Below are 24,117 nucleotides of genomic sequence, written 5' to 3'. Positions count from 1 at the left end.
TCACCTATTCTTTCTTTTTAAATCGTTCTATAACGATATTTACTGATTTTGCTTTCACCAGCAGCAGCGATACTCCATAAACGGACGCTCCTGCCGCCCCCACGAGGGCAATTTGAAAAATATTAGCCCAATCTGTTATAAAAGGCTGTATCAAAAGGATAGATCCTGTCATAACTGCTGCCGCTGCTGTTATTTTGATAAACTCCACTGCTATTTTAAGGTGTGGCATTCCACCGATAAGCCGGGAGAAAACAATATAGCAGAGACCTGCGTAAAATAACCCTACAAAGGAAGAGGCCAAAGGAATGCCATTATAGCCAATAATAGAGGTAAAAATATAATTAAACAATATGTTCAATAAAACAGAAATACCGCCGATGATCAAAATTAAATGGCCTTTTTTCAATGTATAAAAGCCTTTGTTTATTACATTATTTAAGCTGAAGAACAGCACGGAACCAAAGTAATAATAAGCTACCATAGTTGTATTGGATACTGCCCCGGAGCCGAACTCCCCTCTTTGGTATAAAAGCTCTACTATATTAGGCATTAGGAGCATCATGCCGATAATAGAAGGCAGAACAATTAAATACATAGCGTTCAGCCCGTCTTCAACTCCTTTTTTAAATAAGTTGTTATTATGATTGGACATCGCTTTTGCAAGCATTGGGAAAATAACCGTCGCTATGGCGATGCCGAATATCTGCTGCGGAAAATGAACGAGGTTTTTAGCGTAATTAATATACGTAACCGCCCCTTCTGAAAACCGGCTGGCAAATACATTATCAACGGTCAAGTTAATCTGCCCAACCATAACGGTTAAAGCAACCGGGATAAAAATCGCATAAAACTTTTTTACCTCTGTCCAGTCTATATTGCTTTTCCATTCTATAATTCTATCACTTTTTAAAATAGGCATTTTAAACAACAGAGAGATAATGGTACCAGCCAGGTATCCATAGGCCAGTGAATACACGCTTAATTCCCCTGCTAATAATACCGCTCCCAAAATGGTGGAAAGCACAACGATCACCTGCGAAAAAATCGATAAAGAAAATCGTTTTTCCGCATCAAAGTAAGCCTCAAATACAGAATTCAGACCAACAAAAAATAAAGAAGAAAATAAAATAATTGTTACTACTGTCGAAATCTGGACGGCTTCCTCAGAAAATCCGCTGTACAATGTTCGTACGATAAAAGGAGCAAGCACGACGCCCAATAAAGAAAGAGCAAGGCTGATAACAGCTGTACCTTTAAGCACCTGGTTCAAATATTTTTTTCCTCTATTATGCTCCGCCGCATCTACGTAGCTGGGCACCAGAGCATTCTTCATACCGTTGGTCATAAACAGAAAAAGCATGTTTGGAATAATAAAGGCCGCAATATATGCGTCTGCTAAATAAGAATCACCAAAATAAAAAGCAATAGTCATATCTCTTAATAGACCGGAAACTTTTAGTATAAAAGTTACTCCAATCAACAATAGACTGGCTATTCCTAAATTTCTTTTCAACTTTAGAACCTCTCTCGCTCACTATATTAGATGCAAATTATTTCCCATGCAGCTTTCAAATAAATTCCTTTGCAGCTTTCAAATAAATTCCTTATTCATTCTACCATAATTACCAAGTGACGGACTTCCTTTTGTTCGTTAAATATGCCTTCTTTCCCGGATTAAATCCGTTTTTTTCAAAGAGCAGTAGACTATTCCTACTGACTTTTTATACATTTATATCTAATTACGAACGGATCGCTTATACTCAAATAGTATGTACCCGATTTAATAGAAAAAGGGGGATGGAAGTATAACAATGAACAGTCCGCAGGAGAAAAGCTTTTTTTATGAAATTAACTTCATTCGTGCTCTCGCCTGTTTAATGATAGTTATGGTTCATGTATCCGCCCAATTTGCCCAGGCAAACGGCGGCGATTTTACGACTTATACATATTTTTGGAACCAGATTACAAGATTTGGCACTCCTATTTTTGCGGTCATTGGCGGCTTTCTTCTTTTTAATCAATACCGGAAACGTGATTTTATTCTTTCCCGGTTCGCTTCTTCCCGGATAACAAAGGTATTATTTCCATTTTTATTCTGGAGCGTATTTTACATAATTTATAAAGATATTGCAGGGCTTCGAGCGTTCCCAAACCTTGGCACTCCCGGTGAAATCATAGACTTCGTGTATATTTTTGTAAGGGGCGAAACGAATTACCACCTTTATTTTATGTCGGTGGTACTCCAGTTTTATATCATTTTTCCTTTTCTTATTATGGCGGCAAAATCATTTAACCGCTATCTCGTTCTATTCATCCTTGCCTTTGCAGTTAACTTCCTGCTCGTCCGATACCATCCGGAAATAGGAAACTCCTATGTGGACATGATTATCTCTGAAAGATCCTTTTTATTCAGATGGATATTCTTTTTTATGATCGGAGGCATGTTGAGCTATTTTTGGGGACCTATTATGAAATGGGTGGCTCAATACAGAAGAACTTCCCTTTCAATCGGCCTTCTCATTTTTATTTTTGGAGCGCTAGAATATGCTGTACAGGGTTTTGTAGGATCCAATAGAGAAAGTAATTTTTTTAATATTCCCATGCTGTTTTTAGCCGGCGCTTCGTTGTATTTATTCTGCTCCAGACTTCCCCGGCTGCAGCATGCTGTTATCTCTTTAGGGAATCTATCTCTTGGTATATACTTGATTCATCCTTTTGTATTATTCGTCAGCAATGATTACCTGAGCGGATTATATACTAACGCCGTTTGGCTGCCTTTTTCTTACGCATTGGTGCTTGCCGGCAGTATAGCTCTCGTCCTGCTGATAAATAAACTTCCTTACAGCCAGTATATTATCACCGTGCCTAAACAAAAACAATGACGACAAGAAAAGCATGCCCCAGAGTGGAGCATGCTTTTTATTGATGACGTATAAACTCTTTTTCCATTAATTATAAATAATAAAAAAGTGTTCTGCATTTGTACTCTGCAAAACACCGTTTTTATTCAAAGCCTTCTTGGGAAATTATAAATTTTATCGACCAGATTAAGAACAGGACGATACTGTTTACTAACCAGCCCTACCTGCTCCACTAAAATCTCCACTGCAATTACCAATAGTGAAATAAGCACTAAAGAAACCCAGAGTGTGGATAACGTAAATATCACAGCTGCCAGCCCAAACATCGCACTAATGGCATAGATAATTAAGACCGTCTGTTTGTGGGAATATCCCAGGTTTAACAAACAGTGGTGTAAATGCGATTTATCCGGGGCAGACAAAGGCTGTCTGTGCACAATCCGTCTGATAATTGCAAAGAACGTATCAGAGATCGGCACCGCCAGAATAATGACCGGTACGACCAGCGAGAAAATAGTTACGTTTTTGAATCCTAACAGAGAAATAACGGCGATCATAAACCCTAAAAACAAGGCCCCTGTATCTCCCATGAAGATTTTAGCCGGGTTAAAATTATGCACTAGAAAGCCCAGCGTTCCTCCTAAAAGGGCAATACCCAGAGCTACGATGAAAATGTCTCCCTGAATAATAGCGAGGATAGATATGGTTGCCAATACGATAGAAGATACTCCTGCTGCCAAGCCATCAAGACCGTCTATTAAATTAATAGCATTGGTAATACCAACAATCCATAAGAGAGTGATAGGAATACTCAGCCACCCAAGCTGCAGGGAGCTTCCAAAAGGCAGGTTGATAAAATCAATCTGGACGCCGCCGGCAATAACAATTCCTGCAGCAGCTATCTGTCCCAGCAGCTTATATTTGGCCGACAGTTCGGTAATGTCATCCAGCACGCCGGTAACAATGATAATAGCGCCTGCCGCTAAAATATAAGGAAGATAGGCACTCTCCGGCTGCAAAATCAAAAGACCGATTAAGAAAGCTGCGTATATTGCTATGCCGCCAAGTCTAGCCATTGATTTGTTGTGAACTTTTCTCAGGTTAGGACTATCTGTCGCTCCGATGCGGAAGGCAACTTTTTTCACTACCGGTGTTAAAAGCAATGAAATCATGAAGCAGCTAATCAGTGCAATGGCAGTGATCATTAAGATCCTCCTCATTTGAATACATTTTTAAGTTATTTGAAGCTGATTTTTTTCACATGGATCTATTGTAACATAGGCATAAAGCTGTTAAGAGCACTTTCCTGCATTATATTTTTTCTTTAAGAACCATTATGTTAGACGGCAAATGACATTTTTAGTTACAAAAAACTTACTTATTGTTTCTGTAAATCTCAATAATTTCTTTGGCGATCTCCTTCGAGTTATTTTCTTTTGCTTTCAGCAGTCCTTTTTTAATAACTTTTTCTTTTAATAATTCATCGTCTAAAATAGAATGGACGGCCTCTGCCAGTTCCCCCGGTTCTTTCGGTGATACCAGCAGACCGGCACCATCTTTGAGCAGGTAGTAAAGTCCCCCGGTTCTTGTCCCGACTACCGGCGCTTCACATGCCATAGCTTCTACAGCTACCAATCCGAACCCTTCAATGTGCGAGGGCAGAATAAATACGTCAGCGGCTGACATCCAGTTTTTAAGCTCCTGGTACGGTTTTGGACCATGAAAATGCACGGCGTGTGTTAGATGATTTGATGAAACTTCTTTTTTCAGCCGTTCCAGGTAGAAATCCTGCTTGTGCTGCCCTACCAGATGAAGAACTGTTCTGTCGTTTTTTTCATGGATGAGACGAAAAGCCTTTATAAGATCCATTACCCCTTTTTCCTCAATTAAATTCCCCACGTAGAGCAGATGCTTTTGATCTTTATTAAAATCCACTTTGGCGGCGGCTTCGTGTTTAGGAACAGGATAAAAGGTATCCAAATCTACGCCCATGCTGTAAAGAGCTGTTTTCTCTTCGGGAATCTGATATTCATTAAGGACTTTGTCTTTTAAATCTTCGCCGACTACAATGACCTTAGAAGCGTCCTCCAGCACTTTTTTTGTCTGGTTTTTTAAGAACGAATTAATATTTGCCATTTTATTTAAGTCGCCGCCATGGCAGGTTACCACATAGGGAATGTTAAGCCTTTTTGCCATTAATCTGGCGATCGCTCCTGACGGAAAAGCGTAGTGAGCATGAATAACATCATAGCTGCCGCTCTTCTTTACATACGGCCGGACAAACTGCAGCATCCATGTGCTGTATTTTTTCAGCAGTTCTTTTTTTCCCATTTTTGGATTGTTATTTGAAATAACATCAACTGTATGACCTAATCCGGATAGCTCCTTCGCTTGATTTTTTACAAAAATACCGAAAGTAGGGTATTCCTGCGAAGGATACATATTGCTTATTATTAAAATTCTCATTTTTTCACTCATTTCTGCGCAGCTGTTCATAAAAAAACTGCTCTTTATGTTATTAATTTACCATAAAGAGCAGTGTATTTGGGTTATCTTGTAAAATTCACAACTGTGTTTGTGCTTACCGCACTTGTTCCACCAAGCGCTTTGATCGTTTGAAAAGAACTGTCGTTCGTTAAGGAAGACGTTTCTGATGGGATGCTGCCGGATCTCGTCAAAAGAAGTGCTCCGTTTTGTTTGGCAGCCAGCACAGATCCTGTGAGCGCATCAGGGAAATTCTCCCCGCTGACTATTAAGCCTGCTTCTTTAGGGCTGTTTAGTTCGTTGATAACTGCAGCAGCGGTACCATACCTTGTCGATCCGCTGATGCGTTTTGGGTTGGAGAGCGAGTTAAAGACTTTACCGCTCACCATACTCGTCCCTCCGACTACTGTAATGTTTTTGCTGTTACGCAGTTTGGACGCCGTTTCTGACGGCACCGAGGTTTCTCTTGTCAGCAGAATCGGGATGCCTTCACGTGCAGCATGAGGCGCAATAGATAAGGCATCAGGATACGAGTTTCCGTTTGCGAGGATGTACTCGCCCGAACCGCCGACTCTATCAGCGATTAAGCCTGCTGTCGCGTAACGGGTCGCTCCTGAAATTCTTTCCACTGATCGTCCCGTACTTCTAAGCTTATTCTCTACTTCTTTTGAAATAGCCTGTGTTCCACCCAGAATTACTATATTTTTTGCATTAAGACGGTTAATTTCTGCTTCTGTACGGGCTGGAAGTTCATTTGCACTGCTGAGAAGAATAGGAGCATTTAACTTATGGGCAAGCGGCGTTCCGGAAAGTGCATCAGGAAAGTCTTCTCCCGTTGCAATAACAACTGTTTCCGCCTGCATCCAGCCATTTTTTGAAATTTCTACAGCCGTATCATATCTTGTCGGCCCGGAAAGACGCTGCAGGGAAAGATAGCTCGCAGGAACATAGCCCGTTTCTCCGGAAGCATTTTTCACCTGGTACCAGCCGTGATGAACCAGCCTGTTTTCCTGATAAGTAATCGGCCCCGAAATAACTGCAAGCTGCCCTGCATCTAATTTCCCGGTTACAGCTCCGCCCGGAGCATTTCTCATGTTCACTGACGCTCTAGGCGCAACAACATCATCTTTTTTATAATTTTCTTTTGAGCGCGTATAGGGTGCTGTTGTTTGGTATTTCATTTTATCGGTAAAAATCATCAAGTTCGGGCTTTTTGGGTTTGTATATTTTATGTTCAGCGTATTTTCCGGGAATGGTTTTAACCCCAGGCTGCCCATATTTCCATTCATATGTTCGAATATTTTCGCCTGGTACGTATTCGATCTTTCTCTTGGATCATTTATTTTGGAAATTCCATTATAGGCGATTAATGCAAAATACCAGTTATCTACTACTTCTTTAGATCCATCATTCACTTGAGGAATGATTTTACCGGTCCAGTTCCATTTTTGCAGAAGTATTTCGATCCCTTTATCGATATTGTATTCGATATCCGTTTTAAGTCTCTGCTCAAACTCAGGAGTTCCGTCTTCCGGCAGCCCTGTATATCCCGGTGTAACCTGCATAATGCCAATACCTTTCCCGTCAAAACCAATAAGCGGATCTCCGTTTACATATTGTCTCCAGGTGCTTTCCTGCCAGGCAATAGCCTTTAGGAGTTCAGGCGGAATGCCGTGCTGGTTGGCTTTTCGCGTCAACAATTCATTGATTTCCGTAAACGACGGATTATCGTAATTGGCCAGTGTATTCATCTCCCCGGACTCCTCCGCGTATGATTGATTAAAGCTTTCCAGGCTCATTTCCTTAAATCCGGACTCATTCACTTCACCTTCAGTAAAAGAAATAGTGTTAGTCTCTACTTTTTCAGGTACGGCCTGGCTTTCTGCCGTCTCCAGGTCAGGCCTGCCGATCACAATCGAATCGTCCTCCACCGTTACAGAGCCGCTCATAATATCTTCTTCTTCATAAACCGTGTTCAATTTCTTTTCATTCCACTTATAAATATCTACATTCATAATATTACCATTTCCCTGATAACGCGAGAGTACGGTTATAAAAGCGGCTTCTTGATTGTTTGTATAAATAACCTTCTCCACGTAGCCGTTTTCTATTGTTTGAATCTCTTCTCCGTTTACTTCCACCGTTCCATTGTTCGAAGAATTACGTACTTGCAGCTTCATTTCTTCTCCTTTATCCATACTTTCGGAGCTGTCTTTTTCTACCTTTATTTCTTCCATTATAGTATCTGCCTGAGCCGCTGCCGGTAAGAACTGAAGAAAAGCTGCGAGAGAAGCACATGCGGCTGTCCACTTTATTCCCTTTTTCAATTTGAATATCCCCCTTTAATTTTTTACTGCCTGCGTTCCACTGCCTGTTCCATATCTATCCTGGTAATAACTGTTATAAATCCGATTATCTATTTCCCACTTTGTATGGGAACTGACCGCAGCCGTTCCACCAAGTACGGTAAAAGATTGAAAGTTACTCTGATTTGCAATAAATGTCGAGGAAACGTCCGGCACTTTATTTTTTTCAACAAATATCATTGGAGTATTCGTTTTTGCTCCCATTACCCCACCTGCTAAAGCGTCTGGAAAATTAGCTCCAGTAGCTACAAGAAGGTGATCTGAAGAAAGCGTCCCTTTAAAATATTCGTTTACTTTAATAGAAGTTTCGTAACGGTTGCTGCCGGAAATTCTCACCGGCTCTGGAAGATCCGCTGCCACTTCTTCAGAAACAGCATTGGTTCCGCCAATTACGTATGCCTTACTAAAATTGTATTTCTCCATGAATGCCCGGCTTGCTTCCGGAAGGGCGTTCTTTTGAACAAAAACTATCGGCAGCCCTTTTTTGGCAGCATAGCTCGATACTGCCAGTGCGTCAGGAAAGTTTTCTCCGGAAGCTACGACGACTTCCCCTCCCGGAACAGCGACATAGTCATTAACAACTGAAGCCGTTTCATAACGATTGCTTCCACGGAGGCGCATCGTTTCAAAACCGCTGGCTTGAATGGATTCTTCCACTTTTGATGATACAGCGTTGAACCCTCCGAGAAGAATGACGTTTGTTACGTTTAGTTTCTTCATTGTATTTACAGTAGTAGCATCCAGACGCGTTGGAGATGTAAGAAGCAGAGGCGCGTCAATTCTATTGGAAAGCCCGCTTGCTGCCAGGCTGTCTGCAAAGGACTGATTATTTGCCATAATGACAAATCGACCTTTTACCGGCGCCTCCTCTTCCTCACCGGATGCTTTGGAAAGAGTAGTTTCTTTAATGTCACTCCAGCCTTTTAAGGCAATTTCATTGGAGGTTTTTATGGAAGACGCACCATACAGCCTGTTTTCTTCTTTATATAGGGTTTGAGCGGTTTCGGCATTCGTCAGCCCGTATTTGGTTTTTTTATTGTCTCCCACTTTCGTGCTGGCCGCGCTTTCTATCAAATAGCTTAATTGATGGTTGGTAAGCTTTTGATCCTGAGCTTTCAGCATCCCTGCCATTGATGAAACCATTGGAGCCGCCATGCTTGTTCCACTGGATGGAATATACGGATTAGACTGGCTGCAATTGGTAAACGGATACAGTGAGCCTTTTGTACAAATGCTCCAGATATTCGTTCCTGGTGCAGAAACGTCAACCCAGGAGCCGTAATTGGAATAACCGGCAATATTATTTGTTTTATCGTCAACGGCTGAAACAGAAAGTACGCCATTGCTGGCAGCCGGATAAAATTTATTGGATGAACTATTATTGCCTGCTGCTGCGACTACCAGAATTCCTTCAAGGTTTGCTCTATTCACAGCCTCCTGTACTACAGTGGAAGAAGTTGGTCCTCCAAGACTCAGATTGATAATATCTGCTTTATTATCGATGGCGTAGTGAATGCCTCTGGCAATATTCATGTTTGTAATCTCTGTAGCTTCACCTACTTTTACCGGCATGATTTTTGCATTTTTCACTAATGAAGCAACACCGATACCATTATTTGTAACCGCACCTGCCGTGCCTGCTACATGAGTTCCGTGCCCGACTAAATCCTTCACGTTCGTTGTCTGGTTTACTACATTGAAAGGCTTTACTACTGCTTTGCCGATATCCGAATGAGCAGTCTGCAGTCCCGAATCAAGAACAGCTATCGTAGGAGTATACTTTGGCGTGTAGTTGTTCCAGGCGCCGTAACCACCTATTTTTTCAAAATTAATTTTCTGCCTGGACATAAAAGGATCGTTTGGCATTGTTGTGTACTCGTAGTAAATTTCTTCTTCTACAAATTTTATTTCTTCATTGTTTTCCAGTTCTTCCAGAGTTTCTTCATAGTCTTCTTCCGGAACACTTATTGTTTCCACCCTCTGCTTGTCTACAGATTGAAGCCCTATTGATTCTTCCTGGACGTGATCTTCGTATTCTATGTAAATTTCTTTGTCTTCTGCGTCTGCTTCCATTGGAAGAAAAATAAAAACCGCCAGTAGTGATGTCCCTATCTGCCATACTGTTTTTTTCAATAAACTACCACCCTTTTGACTATCGCATGATTATAAAAAAAGAGAGAAGCAGACAGCTTCTCTCTCATTTTCTGCCTTTTATTTACTTCCGTAATACGTCTCAAGACCATTTACAATCGCAATAGCAGATTTTTCTCTGAACTCATTTGTTTTTAATCTTTTTGCCTCAGCAGCATTTGTCAAAAATCCTAATTCCACAAGAGCGGAAGGCATGCTTGTAAGGCGAAGTACGGCAAAGTTATTATTTTTCACACCGCGGTTTGTTGTGCTCAGTTCTTCAATTAATTCTGTCTGTAGAGCCGTTGCCAGCTTTCTGCCTTCTGTGCTTGTTGGGTGATGGAATGTTTCTGTTCCATTGGCCGCAGCGTTAAAGGCATTGCCGTGAATGCTTATAAATGATGATGCTTTTGCATCGTTTGCAATTCTGGCACGTTGACCAAGTTCAATAAATGTATCTGTTTTTCTAGTCATAATAACCGTAGCTCCAAGGTCTTTTAATCTTTTTTCAACACGAAGCGCTACGTCAAGATTAAGTTCTTTTTCCTGAAGTCCATTAGCAACTGCACCTGGATCATTTCCTCCGTGGCCTGCATCAATGGATATAACTTTGCCGGCCAGAACGGATGGTTCCGGTTCCGGCTGTCCGCCGGTAAGATTTACATAGTTCCCTGGGATAAAACCGGTAGAGCTGCCGTATTTAATTTTGGCCCAGCCGTCTTTCACTTCGTAAACTTCTACTCCCTGGCCGTTTTTCACGGTCCCAAGAATATCAGCACTCCAGTTCGCTACGCTTCTAACATTAATTTCATATGGAGAACTAATAGTTGCTGAAGTTAAAGAGCTATCGTCTTCAGGAGCAGTGCTTCCTCCACTTGAAAGAGAAACATTAAGATCATTTAACGCTTTATTTGAAATAGCAGTGGTACCGCCTAAAACTAAATTTGTTTTGCTTGATGAACTGATATAGTTTTTGGTTACGCTGGCGGGGCTGCTGTTATGACTCAATATAACTGGAGCTCCAAGCTTTTTTGACAGCCCGGCAGATGCTACTGCATCCGGGTAATCTTCTGCGCTGCTCTTTACAGAAGTACCTCTAACTATTAAATTATGTTTACCTGAGAGCTTTGCCCATTTAGCCGCATTTACACTTGTTTCATATCTATCTGCGCCGGAAATACGCTGTACTGATTTCCCCTGCGATTTCAGCTTTTGTTCTACAGAAGAACTAATCGCTGCTGTTCCGCCGAAAATCACTACATTCTTTACAGTAGAAGGAAGCTCAACAGGTGTAGAGTTTGTTCTTGATAGATAGATAGGAAGATTTTTGTTTGCTGCAATTCCTGAAGCACTTAATGCATCAGCTACTGTACTGCCGTTTACCAGAATAGCAGTAGACGCTGAACCTAAGCCGGCTTCTTTGTTAACGCTTTGTGCCGTAGTATATCTTGTATCGCCGGAGACTCTTTTCACGCTGACACCTTGTGATTTTAATGAGCTCTCTACAGAACCGCTGATGGCTCCAGTGCCGCCAAGCAGATACACCTGCTTCGCGCCGAGCCGTTTGATTTCAGCCGTTAAACGGGAATCAAGGCTGCCTTTTTTACTTAAAAGAACCGGGGCACCTGTTTTGGCAACTAATCCCGCTGATGCTAAGGCATCGGCAGGGTGATCGGATCTGGCGATAATAACGCTTCCGCTCTTGTCCCAGCCGTGTTTGGAAAGCTCAATAGCCGTTCCAATCCGGTCCGAGCCGCTTAGCCGCTGGTCCTGGGCGAAGCTCTGCAGGGGAACGAGAATAAACAAGATGAGGGCAACAAGAACTGGAAGGACAATCTTTAAACAATTTCTTATCATACTTTTCTCCATTTCTTATGTAGAGTCTGCTTCATAAGTATTATATAAATGGATGCAATTGGAGTATATGTACTAATAAATGATACAAACGAAACAGCTACTATGAAGATATAACTATTTTAAACGAATTCATAGTCCTATATTTAAAAAACAGGTATAAACTACCAATACTTTAAAGCTATTATTTGACATTGTTGTTAAAACGACAAAAAAACCACCTTTCCCGGGGAAAGGTGGTTCATTCTATTTCCTGGCTGGTATAACACTTTCCAGGTATTCCTGGACCGCATCTTTCAAATCGTCACGCTCCAGGGCAAAGTCCACGGTCGCTTTTACAAAACCGAATTTGTCTCCTACGTCGTAACGCTGGCCTTTGAATTCGTAAGCCAGAACTTCCTGTGTTTTGTTTAGTTCTTTAATAGCGTCTGTAAGCTGAATTTCATTTCCGGAGCCGGGCGCCTGATTTTTTAGTATATCGAAAATCTCCGGGTTCAGAATGTAGCGTCCCATAATAGCGTAATTGGAAGGGGCGTCCTCGAGCTTCGGCTTTTCCTTCAAATCGGCTAACGGGAGAATTCCCGGCTTGTATTCTTTTCCTCTCGGTTCTACGATGCCGTATTTGGATACGTCCTTATCAGCCACTTCCTGGACACCAACGATAGAAGATTGATATTCATCATACACTTCAATCATCTGCTTTAGGCAGGGTTCCTCTGATTTAACAATATCATCCCCAAGAAGCACGGCGAACGGCTCGTCGCCGATAAAGCTGCTGGCACATGCAATGGCGTGGCCCAGGCCCTTCGGTTCTTTCTGGCGGATATAGTGAATGTTCGCCAGGTTGGAGATGTTCTGCACCTCTTCGAGCTGCTCCCATTTCTCTTTCTTCGCGAGCGTTTCTTCCAGCTCGTATGATTTATCAAAATGGTCTTCAATCGCGCGTTTGCCTCGTCCGCTGACAATAATAATGTCTTCAATGCCGGATGCAATCGCTTCTTCCACGATATATTGAATAGTCGGCTTATCTACAATAGGAAGCATTTCCTTTGGCTGGGCCTTTGTGGCAGGCAGAAATCTGGTTCCTAATCCGGCTGCCGGTATAATCGCTTTTCTTACTTTCATGTACAGGCCTCCTCTTAACTCTTTCTTGCTGTTATGTAACCTCCAGATGAAATTCTGGAGGGATTCTTCTGTATTATATCTTTTTGTGCAGGGTCGTTACCACCTTTTTTTTGGAAATACTTATTCAGCTGTCTGCAGCGACTTCTTTTTTCTTCTGCTTCCGACTTTGTGCTTAATCATATAAAGGGCTGGTACGACAAGAAGCGTCAGCAGAGTAGAAAATACGAGACCGGATACAATGGCAATACCAAGCGGCTGAAACAATGGATTGTTTCCAAATGCAATCGGCAGCAGTCCAACCGCTGTCGTTAAACTCGTTAGAAGAATCGGCCGGAACCGCTCCCGTCCCGCCTCCTGCACGGCCTGTTCGACCGGCTGTCCTTCTTTCAGTCGCTGTTCAATAAAATCAATCAGCACGAGTCCGTTACGGATAACGATTCCTGCCAGGCTCACTGCCCCCATCATCGACATGAATCCAAGTCCCGTCTGCGTAAGAAACAAGCCAAGAATCGCCCCGGCGGTTGATAAGTAGACAGCGCTCAGAACGATAAGCGGCAGCATGAGCGAATAAAAGGGAATGGCTATAACGATAAATATTAGAAACACGACAAGTATAAAAATCTGGCCGATATCAATGAATACATCTGCCCGCTCGGACGTTTCCCCGCCGATTGATACGTTAACCCCGGGCATTTCTTCTCCGGCCTCTAAAATCGGAGCCTCCACGGCGGCTTCAATATCCTCCACATTTTCATTGCCCGGGTAAGCGCGGACCGTTACAGTTCGTTCTGTTCCAATATGGGGAACCGCGCTGAAGGATGTTTCTTCTTCTCCAGCAATCAGTTCAGAAAGAGCAACAGGTTCCTCCTCTGCCGATGGTCCTTCTGCCTGCGGGGAAAATGCGATGTTCTCCAGATCTTCTTCGCTGACGGTTCCTGCAGTATTATAGGATATTCTCATATCCACCTGACGGCTCCCCTGCTGGAGGGTTCCAAGCGGCACCCCTTCTCCCAGCAGAAGGAGCTCCCGGCTGATAGCTTCCTTATCAACGCCTGCCGCTGCGGCAGCTTCTTCGTCTACCTCATATGATAGAGCAGATAGATTGTCATTAGCATCGGCTTCTGTTTCCTGTACTCCTTCTGCTTCAGCCAGAATCTGCTCTATCTGTTCCGCTGTCTGCAGAATATCATCCATATTTTCTCCGGAAACTTCCACTGCAATAGGCGCTCCTATCGGCGGTCCGGATTCAACGATGGATCCCCTTGTTGATACAATGCCGCTGAATGTTTCCGACCAGTCGTTGTTCCACGTGTTCATTACGTCACGCGCGGCGGCCTGGCTTCCATCTATATATACGAGGAACTGCATATCATTTTCACCAGTGGCGCCTCCACCGTTTCCGGAATTAAATATTCTCGGCACTTCCGTTCCTGCATAGGAGGAAACGGAACGGATTTCCTCTTGTTCAAGCAGCCACGTCTCTATTTCTTCGGCTTTTTCTTTCGTATCAGCAAGTGTTGTTCCTTCTTCCAGAGATGCTTCTATAAACACTTCTTCCCGGTCGGTGTCCGGGAAAAATTCAACTGGCGTAAATGGAACCAGTGCGTAGGCTGCTGTACCGAGCAGCAGTCCTCCTGCTGAAAACAATATCGGCCGCTTCACGACTTTTTTTAGAATACCTGTACTGTATAATTCGGCTCCTTTATCAATCCAGGAGCCAAGCAGCCCCGGAGAAGAAGACTTTCTGCGTTTTTTCTGACGTCTCAGGGCCCGTTCCTCCTGCGCAGCGCGGAACAGAGGCATGATAGTTAACGCTACGATCGTCGACGCAATAATAGCGGCAATCAGTACGACCGGAAGCGGTCGGATAAATGCCCCGGCCGAGCCCGGCAGAAGCAGAAGCGGAAAGAACGTAAACACAACCGTCAGCGTGGACACAATGACGGATACCGCTACCTGCCTGACACCAAGTGTCGCGGCACGAAACGGCGAATCCCCCAGCTTCAGCCTCCGGTCTATGTTTTCATTAACAACGATGGCATCATCTACAAGAATACCAAGGGAGATAATAAAGGCAATTAAAGAAATCTGATCCAGTCCGACATTGGCAAATGGAAGAACGATCGCCGCAATCGTTAAGGATACAGGAATGGAAATTCCTACGGCCGCAGCAGTACTGAAACTCAGACCGATCGCACAAATAAGAAAAACCGATAAAAATGCCAAAGCAAACGAAAAGGCCAGACCAGTAAACAATTCGGAAACCAGATCAGCCTGGGTATAAAGTTCTTCCAGCGCAGCGCCTTCCGGAAGCCCGGCTTCAAAGTCCTCAATCACAGGATCGAGTTCTTCCTGTGCTGCTGGAACACTGGCATCCTCAGCCAGGAAAAAGGTTAAGGACAGAGCCTGCTCTCCATTATGAGATACGGATGAAACTGGCGGAACAAGCGTATCCTCCACTCTTCCAACGTCTGAGAGACGAAGGCTGTCTCCCTGTTCATCTGCGCCGACAATAATTTCCTCCAGCTCTTCTGCTGTAGAAGCACCCGGGAGCTCTACACGCTGATTTCTGTCGTCTATCTGCCATTCCCCCGGCGGCACCGTCGATGTTTCTCCGCTGACGGCTCCAATCACCTGGCCCGCTGAAAGGCTGTCATCTGCTAATGCTTCAGGATCAAGTGTAAAACGGAGCTCTCGCTCCAGATCCCCTTCTACGCCTACCTCCGTGATAGAGGGAAGCTGCGTGAAGTTTCTTTCCCAGCTCTCAATATAACTCTGTACTTCGGAAAGTCCGGCATTATCATTCAATACTACCTGGTAAATAGCCAGACCCTGCCCGCCTGTGCTGTTGCTGAAGGACGGAGCTTCTGCGTCTTCCGGAAAACTGCGCGCCGCTTCGTTTATGTTTCTTTCAATTTCTGTCCAGATTTCGTTTGTATCACTGCGCCCTTCTTCGAGCTCCAGCGTAATAGAAGAAAAACCCGGACTCGAGACAGATGTAACTTCGGCAATGCCCTGGACATTGGCGGCCGACTCCTCCAGCGGATTGGTCAGACTCGACTCGACGGCTTCTGCCGAAGCACCGGGATATACCGTATTAATCTGTGCCACCGGCGGGTCAATAGCGGGAATTTCTTTTTGAGGAAGCTGTAAAAAAGCCAGTCCTCCGACAAGACAGAGCATAATGAAAAATAGAATCGTAATCTTCCGTTTTTTGATGATTTGTTCAATCATGAAAAAACCCCCTAATTTTTATAAAATATGTAGTGCTTTTTACCTAACATTCTGGTATATTTAAGACAACTTAAAAAGAAAGGAGAGTCGTTAACGCTTTATCGCTTCATTTACGTGCTGCAGGACGCCTCCCCCTATCGCGCCCGCTGTGTAGACGAATTACCCCTTCAAGTTTCACCCCGGCAGGACGCCACCTGCACCGCACTCCCCCTTTATTATAAAATGTTTACACCCGCCCGCTTTACCACACCATTCATCTAAGTACGAATCCACCCCTATACTTTCATAAAGGAGCTATGTATGTTTAATCAAGTCACGATGGTTGGACGTTTTACGAAAGATCCGGAACTGCTGTACACGAAAGAAGGAATTGCCGTCTGCCGTTTCACTCTGGCCGTTCAGCGCCATTTCAAGAATCAGCAGGGAGAATATGGAGCCGATTTTGTTCCCGTTACTGTCTGGAGAAAACAGGCTGAAAACACGGCATCCTACTGCCATAAAGGCGCTACAGTCGGCGTAACAGGACGGATACATACCCGTTCCTACGATAATAAAGATCAGCAGCGCGTACACGTTGTAGAAGTAAATGCCGAACAGGTGCGGTTTTTAAAGCTGCAGCCTCAAAAGGAAACATCCGTCCTGCATAATTTTGCGGCAGATGAAGATGAACCAATGGAAGATCCTGTATTTTCTTAGCATACAGCTGAACAGCTTTTATTCCGCTGTCTTTTATGTGAGTGCCTATCTATATCAGGACAGCATTTCCTCTATATACCTTCGATATCCCCCCTCTACTATCATCCCAATACACTCACATATTATTAGTGCACTGCGGATTCCATTATCCGCGGTGCCTTTTAAATGACACTCGTGTCATATTTTTCGAAAAAGATAAGCAGCCCCTTTGACTGCTTTAATATGACGGTTGTGTCATTTATTTATATCATAAAAAAGAGCCTGCGGAAACTATTTTATCCCGGGCTCATTCCTTTTGTCAGTACAGCATATATTGTATCCACCCATACATCCCGGCTGAGTTTAGCGTTCGGCGCTCTTACGAGAGACATAATGATGGCATTTAATGCTGTTCCGGAGAGATTTCTGTCTATATGTCCGCTGGCTTTTCCCTCTTCAATTAACAGCTGGACATGGCGGTTTAAGGTGCCGAAAAAGATGAAAAGCCGCTCGACATTTCTTTCTACCAGCGGGGAAGCGTGATGATCCATCACAGGTAAAATCTGCAGGGATTGATGAATATCCGCATAATCAATCCACACCCGGAGAAACGCTGTGAGCTTTTCTTCAAAAGGTTCTATAGCAGCTGCTTTTTCCATACGCTGCATAATCTGGTCAATGACGTACATCATGTATTCGGTGACCAGCTCTTCTTTTTTTGAGTAATAATTATAAATAGTGCTTCGTGCCACGCCGAGCCGTTTGGAGAGAGCCTGAAAATGAAAAGAATGATATCCCTCTTCGAGCAGCAGCTTTTCCGTTTCTTCGAAAAGCCGTTCTTTTTCGAGGGTACGCTGTCTTGCCATGGATGAAGTCTCCTTTTTGTCTAGTCCTCTTATTGTACTACACCCATACGATCCAGGTAATTGTTACCGTAATCAGCATGACAAAAAAGCTTACGGGAATGCCCAGCCTCATAAAATCGGTAAAACGATAGCCTGCCTGGTGATAAACGAACAGGTTCGTCTGGTAGCCTATCGGCGTAATAAAGCTTGCTGAAGCTGCAATAGCAACAATAACCGCCAGAGGAAGAATATCAATATCCAGAAGCCCGGCAGCTTCGATAGAGATGGGCAGCATAATAATTGCCGCAGCATTGTTGGTGATCATTTCTGTAAACAAATTGGTTACAATATAAATGACAATAAAGATACCGATGATGCCAAACGGCTGCACCCAGTTAATCAGCTGGCCGGCTCCAAATGCCGCGGCTCCAGTCTGAAGCATCGCTTCTCCCACTCCAAATGCGGCAGCAATAACAAGCAGAATAGGAATAGGAATATAATCGACTGCTTCTTTGACTGTCATCACGCGCAGCAGCAGAAGGAGTCCTGTTACAGCGAGAGAAGCATAAAAAATAGGCACAATCTGCAGAGCTGACAGCACTACCATCGCACTCATCAGTACAACCGGCAGGACAGCTTTCCAGGAAGGAAGATGAAAGAAAGGATTCTCTTTTTTCGTCAGCACGGTAAATTCATTATGATGCAGGGTTTTTTCTTCAAACTGGGGACCTGCCAGCAGAAGCAGCGTGTCCCCGGGCTTTACCGGTATGTCATTCAGGCTGCTTTCCTGAACATCCTGATGGCGGTGGACGCCCGCCACTTCCGCATCAAAACGGTCTGTGAAAGAAACAGACCCAATCGTTTGAAAAAGCAGGGACGAGTAGTGCGTCACCACAACTTCCAGGAGCTTGTTTTCTCCGTCCCGCAGTTTGTTAATGCCATACTGCCCGGAAGAATGGTGCTCTATCCCTTCCTTTCGTTCCATCGCAGCCAGAGCATCCAGGGTTCCTTTCACCCAGAGCCTGTCCCCTTCCTGCAGAATAAACTTTTCATCCCAGTGCAGCTGGCGTTTCTGCTTTCGGTATATGTCTTTTATTTCGATGGACTTTTCTGTCCACAATCCGGAAGAACGGATTGTTTTTAAATGATAGGCTTCTGTATTTCCTACAACAAATTCCATCATAAAACGCTTGCGGTCATCTTTTAATAAATAAGAAGGCGGCGTTCTGTCCGGAAGCAGAACAGGACCGAGCAGCACGATAAAAATAATTAAACCGATCGTTATCGGAACGCCGATGATGCTGAGCTGAAAAAACGAAAAGCCGTCATATCCCCTCTCCACCAGCATGCCGTGCACGACGAGGTTCGTAGACGTACCAATGAGTGTCATCGTGCCGCCTGTGATCGTTGCGTAGGACAGCGGCAGCAGAAACTTTGATGGAGATACATTATGGCGCTCACACCACTGTCTTACAAGCGGTGAAAACGTTGCTACTATGGGGGTATTATTTAAAAAACCGGACAATATAGAGGACGGGATCAATATGCGCAGAAGAGACTGCCGCTGCGTTTCCCCTTTGCTTAAAATCCGGTTGATAAACGTTTCTACCAGGCCGCTTCGCTGCACAGAGCCTGCTACAATGCAGAGCAGTCCCACCGTCAGCATCCCCTGGTTTGTAAAACCAGTCAGAGCATCCGAAAAGGAAAGAATACCGCTCACGACAAGAACGCCGAGCGCAAGCAGCAGGATTATTTCGGGAGGAGCTAATTCTTTTATGAGAGCGCCCATCATAACAACGATGATCAGGCCAAGCGCAATTATTTCCCAGGTCATGCCGTTAAGCTCCTTTATAATTAATACCAAGTAATTTTATATGTATTGTGTATTTAACAATGTATCCATCATTATACCTTCCCGTTTCTAAATGTAAAGAATCCTCTGTCCAGGCAGAAAAGAAATATTTCTCCTTTGCAGAAGGTATATAGAAAGCATTAAAACATCTTGTTCCATGTTACAATAGAAGCAATAAAGGGGGTGGAAAAATGGCTTTCGTTATTTTGGACCCATGTATCGGAGAAAAAGCCGGCGACTGCGTTGATGTCTGCCCGGTAGACTGTATTGAAGAAGGCCCGGATCAGTATTTCATCGACCCGGATGTCTGCATTGACTGCGGAGCCTGTATTGTCGTCTGTCCAGTAGAAGCAATCGTGGAGGAAGATGAACTGACACCTGCCACTGAGTCTTTTCTTGAAAAAGCAAAAGAATTCTATGGAACGACTTAAAACAAATATGAAAAAAATGATAAAAAAAGGATTAATTTCTTAAAAAGTGGGAATACTAAAACTAACCCACCCCATACCTCGATTATAGATCAGATACATTATCTGCATCCATAATTGTGCCACAGCAGAGAACCCTTCGGCATAAGCCGGAGGGTTTTTTGTGTTTATCCAACGGTCAGGTTTTCAATCCCTCTACAAAAGGTATATACATACTATACACATACGGAAGGGATTGAAGAGATATGCTCGCAGTCATTTCAGGAGGAACATCAGGAATAGGCAGTGCCACCGCCGTTCTTTTTGCAGAAAAAGGATACGAAGTGCATGTACTAGGCCGGAATGAAGAAAAAGGCACAGCTTTTGAAGAGGAACGCAGCGATCTAACGATTACTTACCACCAGGCCGATGCCGGCAGTGAAAAAGATGTGGAAGCCTTCTTTCAGGAGCTGGCTGATGCGGATAAAACAGTCGATGTGCTGTTTAACAACGCCGGTACGGTTGAATTTGCATTAGGTCCCCTGCAGCGTGTCAAAGAGGAAGACTGGAATGCGCTGTTTGATGCTAACCTGAAAAGTGTGTACTTGATGATCAAGCACGCCACCCCGCTTTTTGACAAAAAAGCCGGTGCTTCTATTATTAACAACGCGGCTATTGTAGGAAACGGCAAATATCCTTCAGCCCTCCCTGCTTATGCAAGTGCCAAGGCAGGCGTTGTGGCCATGACAAAATCGCTTGCGGTTCGTCATGCCAAGCAGAAGATGCGTTTTAATTCCATTTCGCCGGGCCCTGTAAACACAAGCCTTGCTCATCGGCTGTATGGAGGAGAAAGTAATTTTGAAGAAGCTTCGAAAAAACACCCGCGCGGAGAGGCGGCCGATCCAAAAGAAATTGCAGAAGTCGTCTACTTTCTTGCGTCCGATAAAGCTTCCTATATTAATGGCCACAACCTTGTCGTAGACGGCGGATATTCTCTCGCATAACTAACAGGCAGCTTCCATAAATAAAAAAGACAGAACCCGATAGAAACCGGGTTCTGTCTTTGTGCTGTTATTCTGATGCTAAATCTTCAATGGAGTCCGCTTCTACATATTCTGGAACAACAAGGCCGATTCTGGCACCTTCCAGATTCGCTCCGAGATCAGTAAACTGATCTTCGTAATCACTGAAGTACTGTTCGTGTGTAGCCGGCAGCCATGCTGCTACCATAGCGTCCTGCTCACCCTGTGCAACAGCCTGGAACATGATGTTTGCTTCCATAGGCGTTGTCTCTACTTCATACCCCTGGTCCATTAATACCTGTGCCACCACGTTGGTAGAGGCAATTTCGGAATCCCAGGCTACAAATGCAAGGCTTAATGGCTCTCCGTCTACTTCTTCGACGCCTTCAGTCCAAGTGCTGACTACATCTTCGTTTTCATCCACCCAGGTTCTGGCAGCTTCTTCCGGCTCAGCTCCATTATATATTTCGAGCATTACTTCTTCCATCTGCTCGCCTTCCCATTGGAAATTATCAAGAACTTCATAGGCTTCAGGTGCGTCTTCTTCCAATCCTTCACGTGCGATAGTATGAATATCTTCTGCTTCCCCAAAGGAGCCTTCCGGATCCTCTAAGTATTTTAAATCATGCACAGAAAACATCCAGTGAGGATTCCAGCCTGTAATAACGATAGGTTCTTCATTGGAAATCGCTTCGTCAAGCGCACTGGTCATCGCTGCGTCTGAACTCGACTGCAGGCTCCAGTCGTCAAGACCGTAGTCTTCGATAGACTGCTCGGCTGCAGCCATTACGCCTGCACCGGCATCAATACCGGTAATCGTATAATCCATTTCTTCGCCAATATTGCCTCCGGCGCTTTCTTCACTGCTTTCTCCGCCTTCCGATCCAGACTCCTGTTCTTCTGAATCGTCAGAACCGCCGCCTCCGCAGGCAGCCAGGGCTATTGTAAAAGATAGTCCTGCTGTTAAGCCAACATACTTAAAATTCTTTTTCATACCTTGATCCGCTCCCTTTTTGTTTTAATATATGTTTACTCCAGAAAATGGAGGTAAACTACTGTTTTGCTTTCGTTCCAAAGCTTTGCGTTAAACGGTCCAGGATAATGGCGAGAACAACAATGGCAATACCGGCTTCAAAACCGCCGCCTGCATCGTTACGTCCTACGGCAAAGTACACAGCCGTTCCGAGACCCTGGGCTCCGATCATGGAAGCAATAACCACCATGGAAAGCGCCAGCATAATCGTCTGGTTGATACCGGCCATAATAGTCGCTTTGGCCATTGGAAGCTGAACTTTAAACAGCTTTTGTGATCCGGTGGAACCAAACGCATCGGCCGCTTCAATCACTTCCGTCGAAACCTGCCTGATGCCAAGGTTCGTAAAACGAATCGTCGGCGGCATAGCAAAGATTACAGAAGCCACAACTCCAGGTACCATACCGATCCCAAAGAAAGCTACGGCTGGAATAAGGTAAACAAAAGCAGGCATCGTCTGCATAAAGTCCAGAACCGGCTTTACTACGTTTTCTACTAATCCCTTTTTCGCCATCCAGATGCCGATAGGAACTCCAATGACAATCGATATAATCGAAGCAGTAAGAACGATGGAAAGTGTTAAAATCATATCATCCCAGAAACCGAGGTTATCTATTAAGAACAGTCCCAGCAGCACAAAGATCGTTAATCCTATTTTTCGCCCTGCCAGGAAATAAGTAAGCAGCACAATTATAATCAAAAGCAGCCAGGCAGGCGGAAGGCTGAACACAGCTTCTATCGAGCTGATAATCCAGCCGATGCCGTTTGTCAGGGAATCAAAGAAAAACTCTGCATTTGTCAGCCATTCAACGAACGCATCAATCCATGCTGCCAGCGGCAGTTTCGGAAGTATTTCCATGCTCGATCACCTCCCCGCCGGACAGTGCAGCCATAACCGAACCACGAAACACGATGCCCTTTAATTTATTATCTTCTACAACAGCTAACGGAATATTGGTATACGTAAGCAGATTCATCATATCTTTAAGTACTGTTCCTTTTTCAACCGTTGGTACGTTTCTTTCAATTATTTCCTCCACGCTGTCTTTTCCTTCCTGCGCCAGGCGGGAGACATCACTCGAATGAACAACACCGAGCAGTTCTTTTTGGCGGTTTGTTACAAAGATGCTGGAGATGTTGCCTTCTTTCATACGCTGAAGGGCAACACGCGGTCCTTCTTTTTCTATGTTTATTGCCTCGGCACGTGACATAACGTGTTCTACAGTAAATACTTTCGAACGGTCCACATCTTCTACAAATTTCTCTACGTAGTCATCTTTTGGATGCATAAGAATCTGTTCCGGCGTGCCGGTCTGAATCACCGCACCGTCTTTCATAATCGTGATACGGTCTCCGATGCGCAGAGCCTCATCCAGATCATGGGTAATAAAAATGATCGTTTTTCTCATTTTCCCCTGCAGATCAAGAAGCTCATCCTGCATATCCTTTCGAATGAGAGGATCAAGCGCCGAGAAAGCCTCATCCATCAGTAGTACATCCGGATCGTTGGCAAGGGCGCGGGCAAGTCCCACCCTCTGCTGCATTCCTCCGGATAATTCGTCCGGGTGCATATTTTCATATCCCTGCAGTCCTACAAGCTCTAAAGCTTTACCTGCTTTTTCCTTGCGTTCGGCCGGATCCATTCCCTGAATTTCAAGCCCGTATTCCACGTTGCTCTGGATCGTGCGGAATGGAAACAGTCCGAATTTTTGGAATACCATGCTCATTTTTTTGCGTCGTACATCGCGGAGCGTTTTCTGATCCATCGTTGCCAGGTTTTCCCCATCAATCCAGACACTGCCGGCCGTTGGTTCAATTAAACGGTTGAATAACCGCACCAGCGTGGACTTTCCGCTTCCAGACAGACCCATTATAACGAAAATTTCTCCGTCTTCTACTTCAAAGGAGGCCTTGTTCACTCCCACTGTATTTCCCGTAGCTTTTAGAATAGCGTCTTTAGACTGGTTCTGGTCCAAAAGTTCCAGAGCCTTTTTGGGTTTTTTCCCGAATATCTTCGTAATATTCTCCACCTGAATTTTCACTGCCATGGTTTATCCCTCTTTTCATGAAAGCCTGCGCCCTTTTTCATGCTTCCCTATTACTATACAATTGTGGGAAAAATGGCGCAAATCGAATAATAGCTGATTTACGTCCATATTCTTTATAAAATATATACTGTACGCTCTTTACATCTGTCTTTTCACATAGATAATCGCTGTATCCTGCTAT

The 24,117-nt window shown here is 44.2% G+C and carries 17 protein-coding genes; 4 read left to right on the top strand and 13 right to left on the bottom strand.

Features of this window, described 5'->3' with window-relative positions:
- Positions 1 to 4: 4 nt before the first annotated feature.
- The gene (gene murJ, locus ATL39_RS03545; RefSeq protein ID WP_120191897.1) at positions 5 to 1,513 is read right to left on the bottom strand and encodes a murein biosynthesis integral membrane protein MurJ; all 1,509 of its coding nucleotides are present in this window, start codon (positions 1,511 to 1,513) and stop codon (positions 5 to 7) included.
- 298 nt (positions 1,514 to 1,811) lie between these two features.
- Between murJ and ATL39_RS03540 the strand changes: the two genes are divergently transcribed.
- Positions 1,812 to 2,882, top strand: coding sequence for an acyltransferase (locus ATL39_RS03540; protein ID WP_120191896.1), 1,071 nt, complete (start codon positions 1,812 to 1,814; stop codon positions 2,880 to 2,882).
- 125 nt (positions 2,883 to 3,007) lie between these two features.
- On the opposite strand, the gene ATL39_RS03535 is transcribed toward ATL39_RS03540, so the two are convergent.
- From ATL39_RS03535 to ATL39_RS03505, 7 genes are all read right to left on the bottom strand, one after another.
- Positions 3,008 to 4,063 (bottom strand): glycosyltransferase family 4 protein, encoded by a 1,056-nt coding sequence (locus ATL39_RS03535; protein WP_425452960.1) that lies wholly within the window; start codon positions 4,061 to 4,063, stop codon positions 3,008 to 3,010.
- A gap of 172 nt (positions 4,064 to 4,235) precedes the next feature.
- Positions 4,236 to 5,357: a glycosyltransferase gene (locus tag ATL39_RS03530; RefSeq protein WP_120191894.1), complete on the bottom strand. Its 1,122-nt coding sequence runs from the start codon at positions 5,355 to 5,357 to the stop codon at positions 4,236 to 4,238.
- Positions 5,358 to 5,410: 53 nt separating this feature from the next.
- Positions 5,411 to 7,672, bottom strand: coding sequence for a cell wall-binding repeat-containing protein (locus ATL39_RS03525; RefSeq protein ID WP_120191893.1), 2,262 nt, complete (start codon positions 7,670 to 7,672; stop codon positions 5,411 to 5,413).
- Between the two features lie 15 nt (positions 7,673 to 7,687).
- Positions 7,688 to 9,844 carry a cell wall-binding repeat-containing protein gene (locus tag ATL39_RS03520; protein WP_120191892.1) on the bottom strand — a complete coding sequence of 719 codons (2,157 nt, stop codon included), beginning with the start codon at positions 9,842 to 9,844 and terminating at the stop codon, positions 7,688 to 7,690.
- 78 nt (positions 9,845 to 9,922) lie between these two features.
- Complete coding sequence (locus tag ATL39_RS03515) at positions 9,923 to 11,698, bottom strand: N-acetylmuramoyl-L-alanine amidase (RefSeq protein WP_170146824.1); 1,776 nt, start codon at positions 11,696 to 11,698, stop codon at positions 9,923 to 9,925.
- Between the two features lie 243 nt (positions 11,699 to 11,941).
- On the bottom strand, positions 11,942 to 12,820 hold the full coding sequence (gene galU / locus ATL39_RS03510) for a UTP--glucose-1-phosphate uridylyltransferase GalU (protein ID WP_120191890.1): 879 nt from the start codon (positions 12,818 to 12,820) through the stop codon (positions 11,942 to 11,944).
- 120 nt (positions 12,821 to 12,940) lie between these two features.
- Entirely contained in the window at positions 12,941 to 16,054 is a 3,114-nt protein-coding gene (locus ATL39_RS03505; RefSeq protein ID WP_120191889.1) for an efflux RND transporter permease subunit, read from the bottom strand.
- A 300-nt stretch (positions 16,055 to 16,354) separates the two neighbouring features.
- Between ATL39_RS03505 and ssb the strand changes: the two genes are divergently transcribed.
- Positions 16,355 to 16,750, top strand: coding sequence for a single-stranded DNA-binding protein (ssb, locus tag ATL39_RS03500; RefSeq protein WP_120191888.1), 396 nt, complete (start codon positions 16,355 to 16,357; stop codon positions 16,748 to 16,750).
- Between the two features lie 275 nt (positions 16,751 to 17,025).
- Here the strand turns inward: ssb and ATL39_RS03495 are convergent, their stop codons facing one another.
- Positions 17,026 to 17,595 (bottom strand): TetR/AcrR family transcriptional regulator, encoded by a 570-nt coding sequence (locus ATL39_RS03495; protein ID WP_120191887.1) that lies wholly within the window; start codon positions 17,593 to 17,595, stop codon positions 17,026 to 17,028.
- Between the two features lie 37 nt (positions 17,596 to 17,632).
- Entirely contained in the window at positions 17,633 to 19,408 is a 1,776-nt protein-coding gene (locus ATL39_RS03490) for an SLC13 family permease (RefSeq protein ID WP_120191886.1), read from the bottom strand.
- Between the two features lie 209 nt (positions 19,409 to 19,617).
- On the opposite strand from ATL39_RS03490, the gene ATL39_RS03485 reads away from it, so the two are divergent.
- Both ATL39_RS03485 and ATL39_RS03480 read left to right on the top strand, forming a co-directional pair.
- Entirely contained in the window at positions 19,618 to 19,857 is a 240-nt protein-coding gene (locus ATL39_RS03485) for a ferredoxin family protein (RefSeq protein ID WP_120191885.1), read from the top strand.
- 242 nt (positions 19,858 to 20,099) lie between these two features.
- On the top strand, positions 20,100 to 20,837 hold the full coding sequence (locus ATL39_RS03480) for an SDR family NAD(P)-dependent oxidoreductase (protein ID WP_120191884.1): 738 nt from the start codon (positions 20,100 to 20,102) through the stop codon (positions 20,835 to 20,837).
- Between the two features lie 67 nt (positions 20,838 to 20,904).
- Here the strand turns inward: ATL39_RS03480 and ATL39_RS03475 are convergent, their stop codons facing one another.
- From ATL39_RS03475 to ATL39_RS03465, 3 genes are read right to left on the bottom strand one after another with little or no spacing between them, the layout of a single operon-like run.
- Complete coding sequence (locus tag ATL39_RS03475) at positions 20,905 to 21,849, bottom strand: glycine betaine ABC transporter substrate-binding protein (RefSeq protein WP_120191883.1); 945 nt, start codon at positions 21,847 to 21,849, stop codon at positions 20,905 to 20,907.
- A 58-nt stretch (positions 21,850 to 21,907) separates the two neighbouring features.
- The gene (locus ATL39_RS03470; RefSeq protein ID WP_120191882.1) at positions 21,908 to 22,747 is read right to left on the bottom strand and encodes an ABC transporter permease; all 840 of its coding nucleotides are present in this window, start codon (positions 22,745 to 22,747) and stop codon (positions 21,908 to 21,910) included.
- A complete protein-coding gene (locus ATL39_RS03465; RefSeq protein WP_120191881.1) occupies positions 22,707 to 23,936 on the bottom strand; it encodes a quaternary amine ABC transporter ATP-binding protein in 1,230 nt (409 codons plus the stop codon). Before ATL39_RS03465 ends, ATL39_RS03470 begins: the two co-directional genes overlap by 41 nt.
- Positions 23,937 to 24,117: the final 181 nt, after the last annotated feature.

Source organism: Sinobaca qinghaiensis, assembly GCF_003610495.1.
Lineage (GTDB): Bacteria > Bacillota > Bacilli > Bacillales > Marinococcaceae > Sinobaca > Sinobaca qinghaiensis.
Note: the sequence above shows the minus strand (reverse complement) of the source record. Positions and strands in the feature narration are given on the sequence as shown.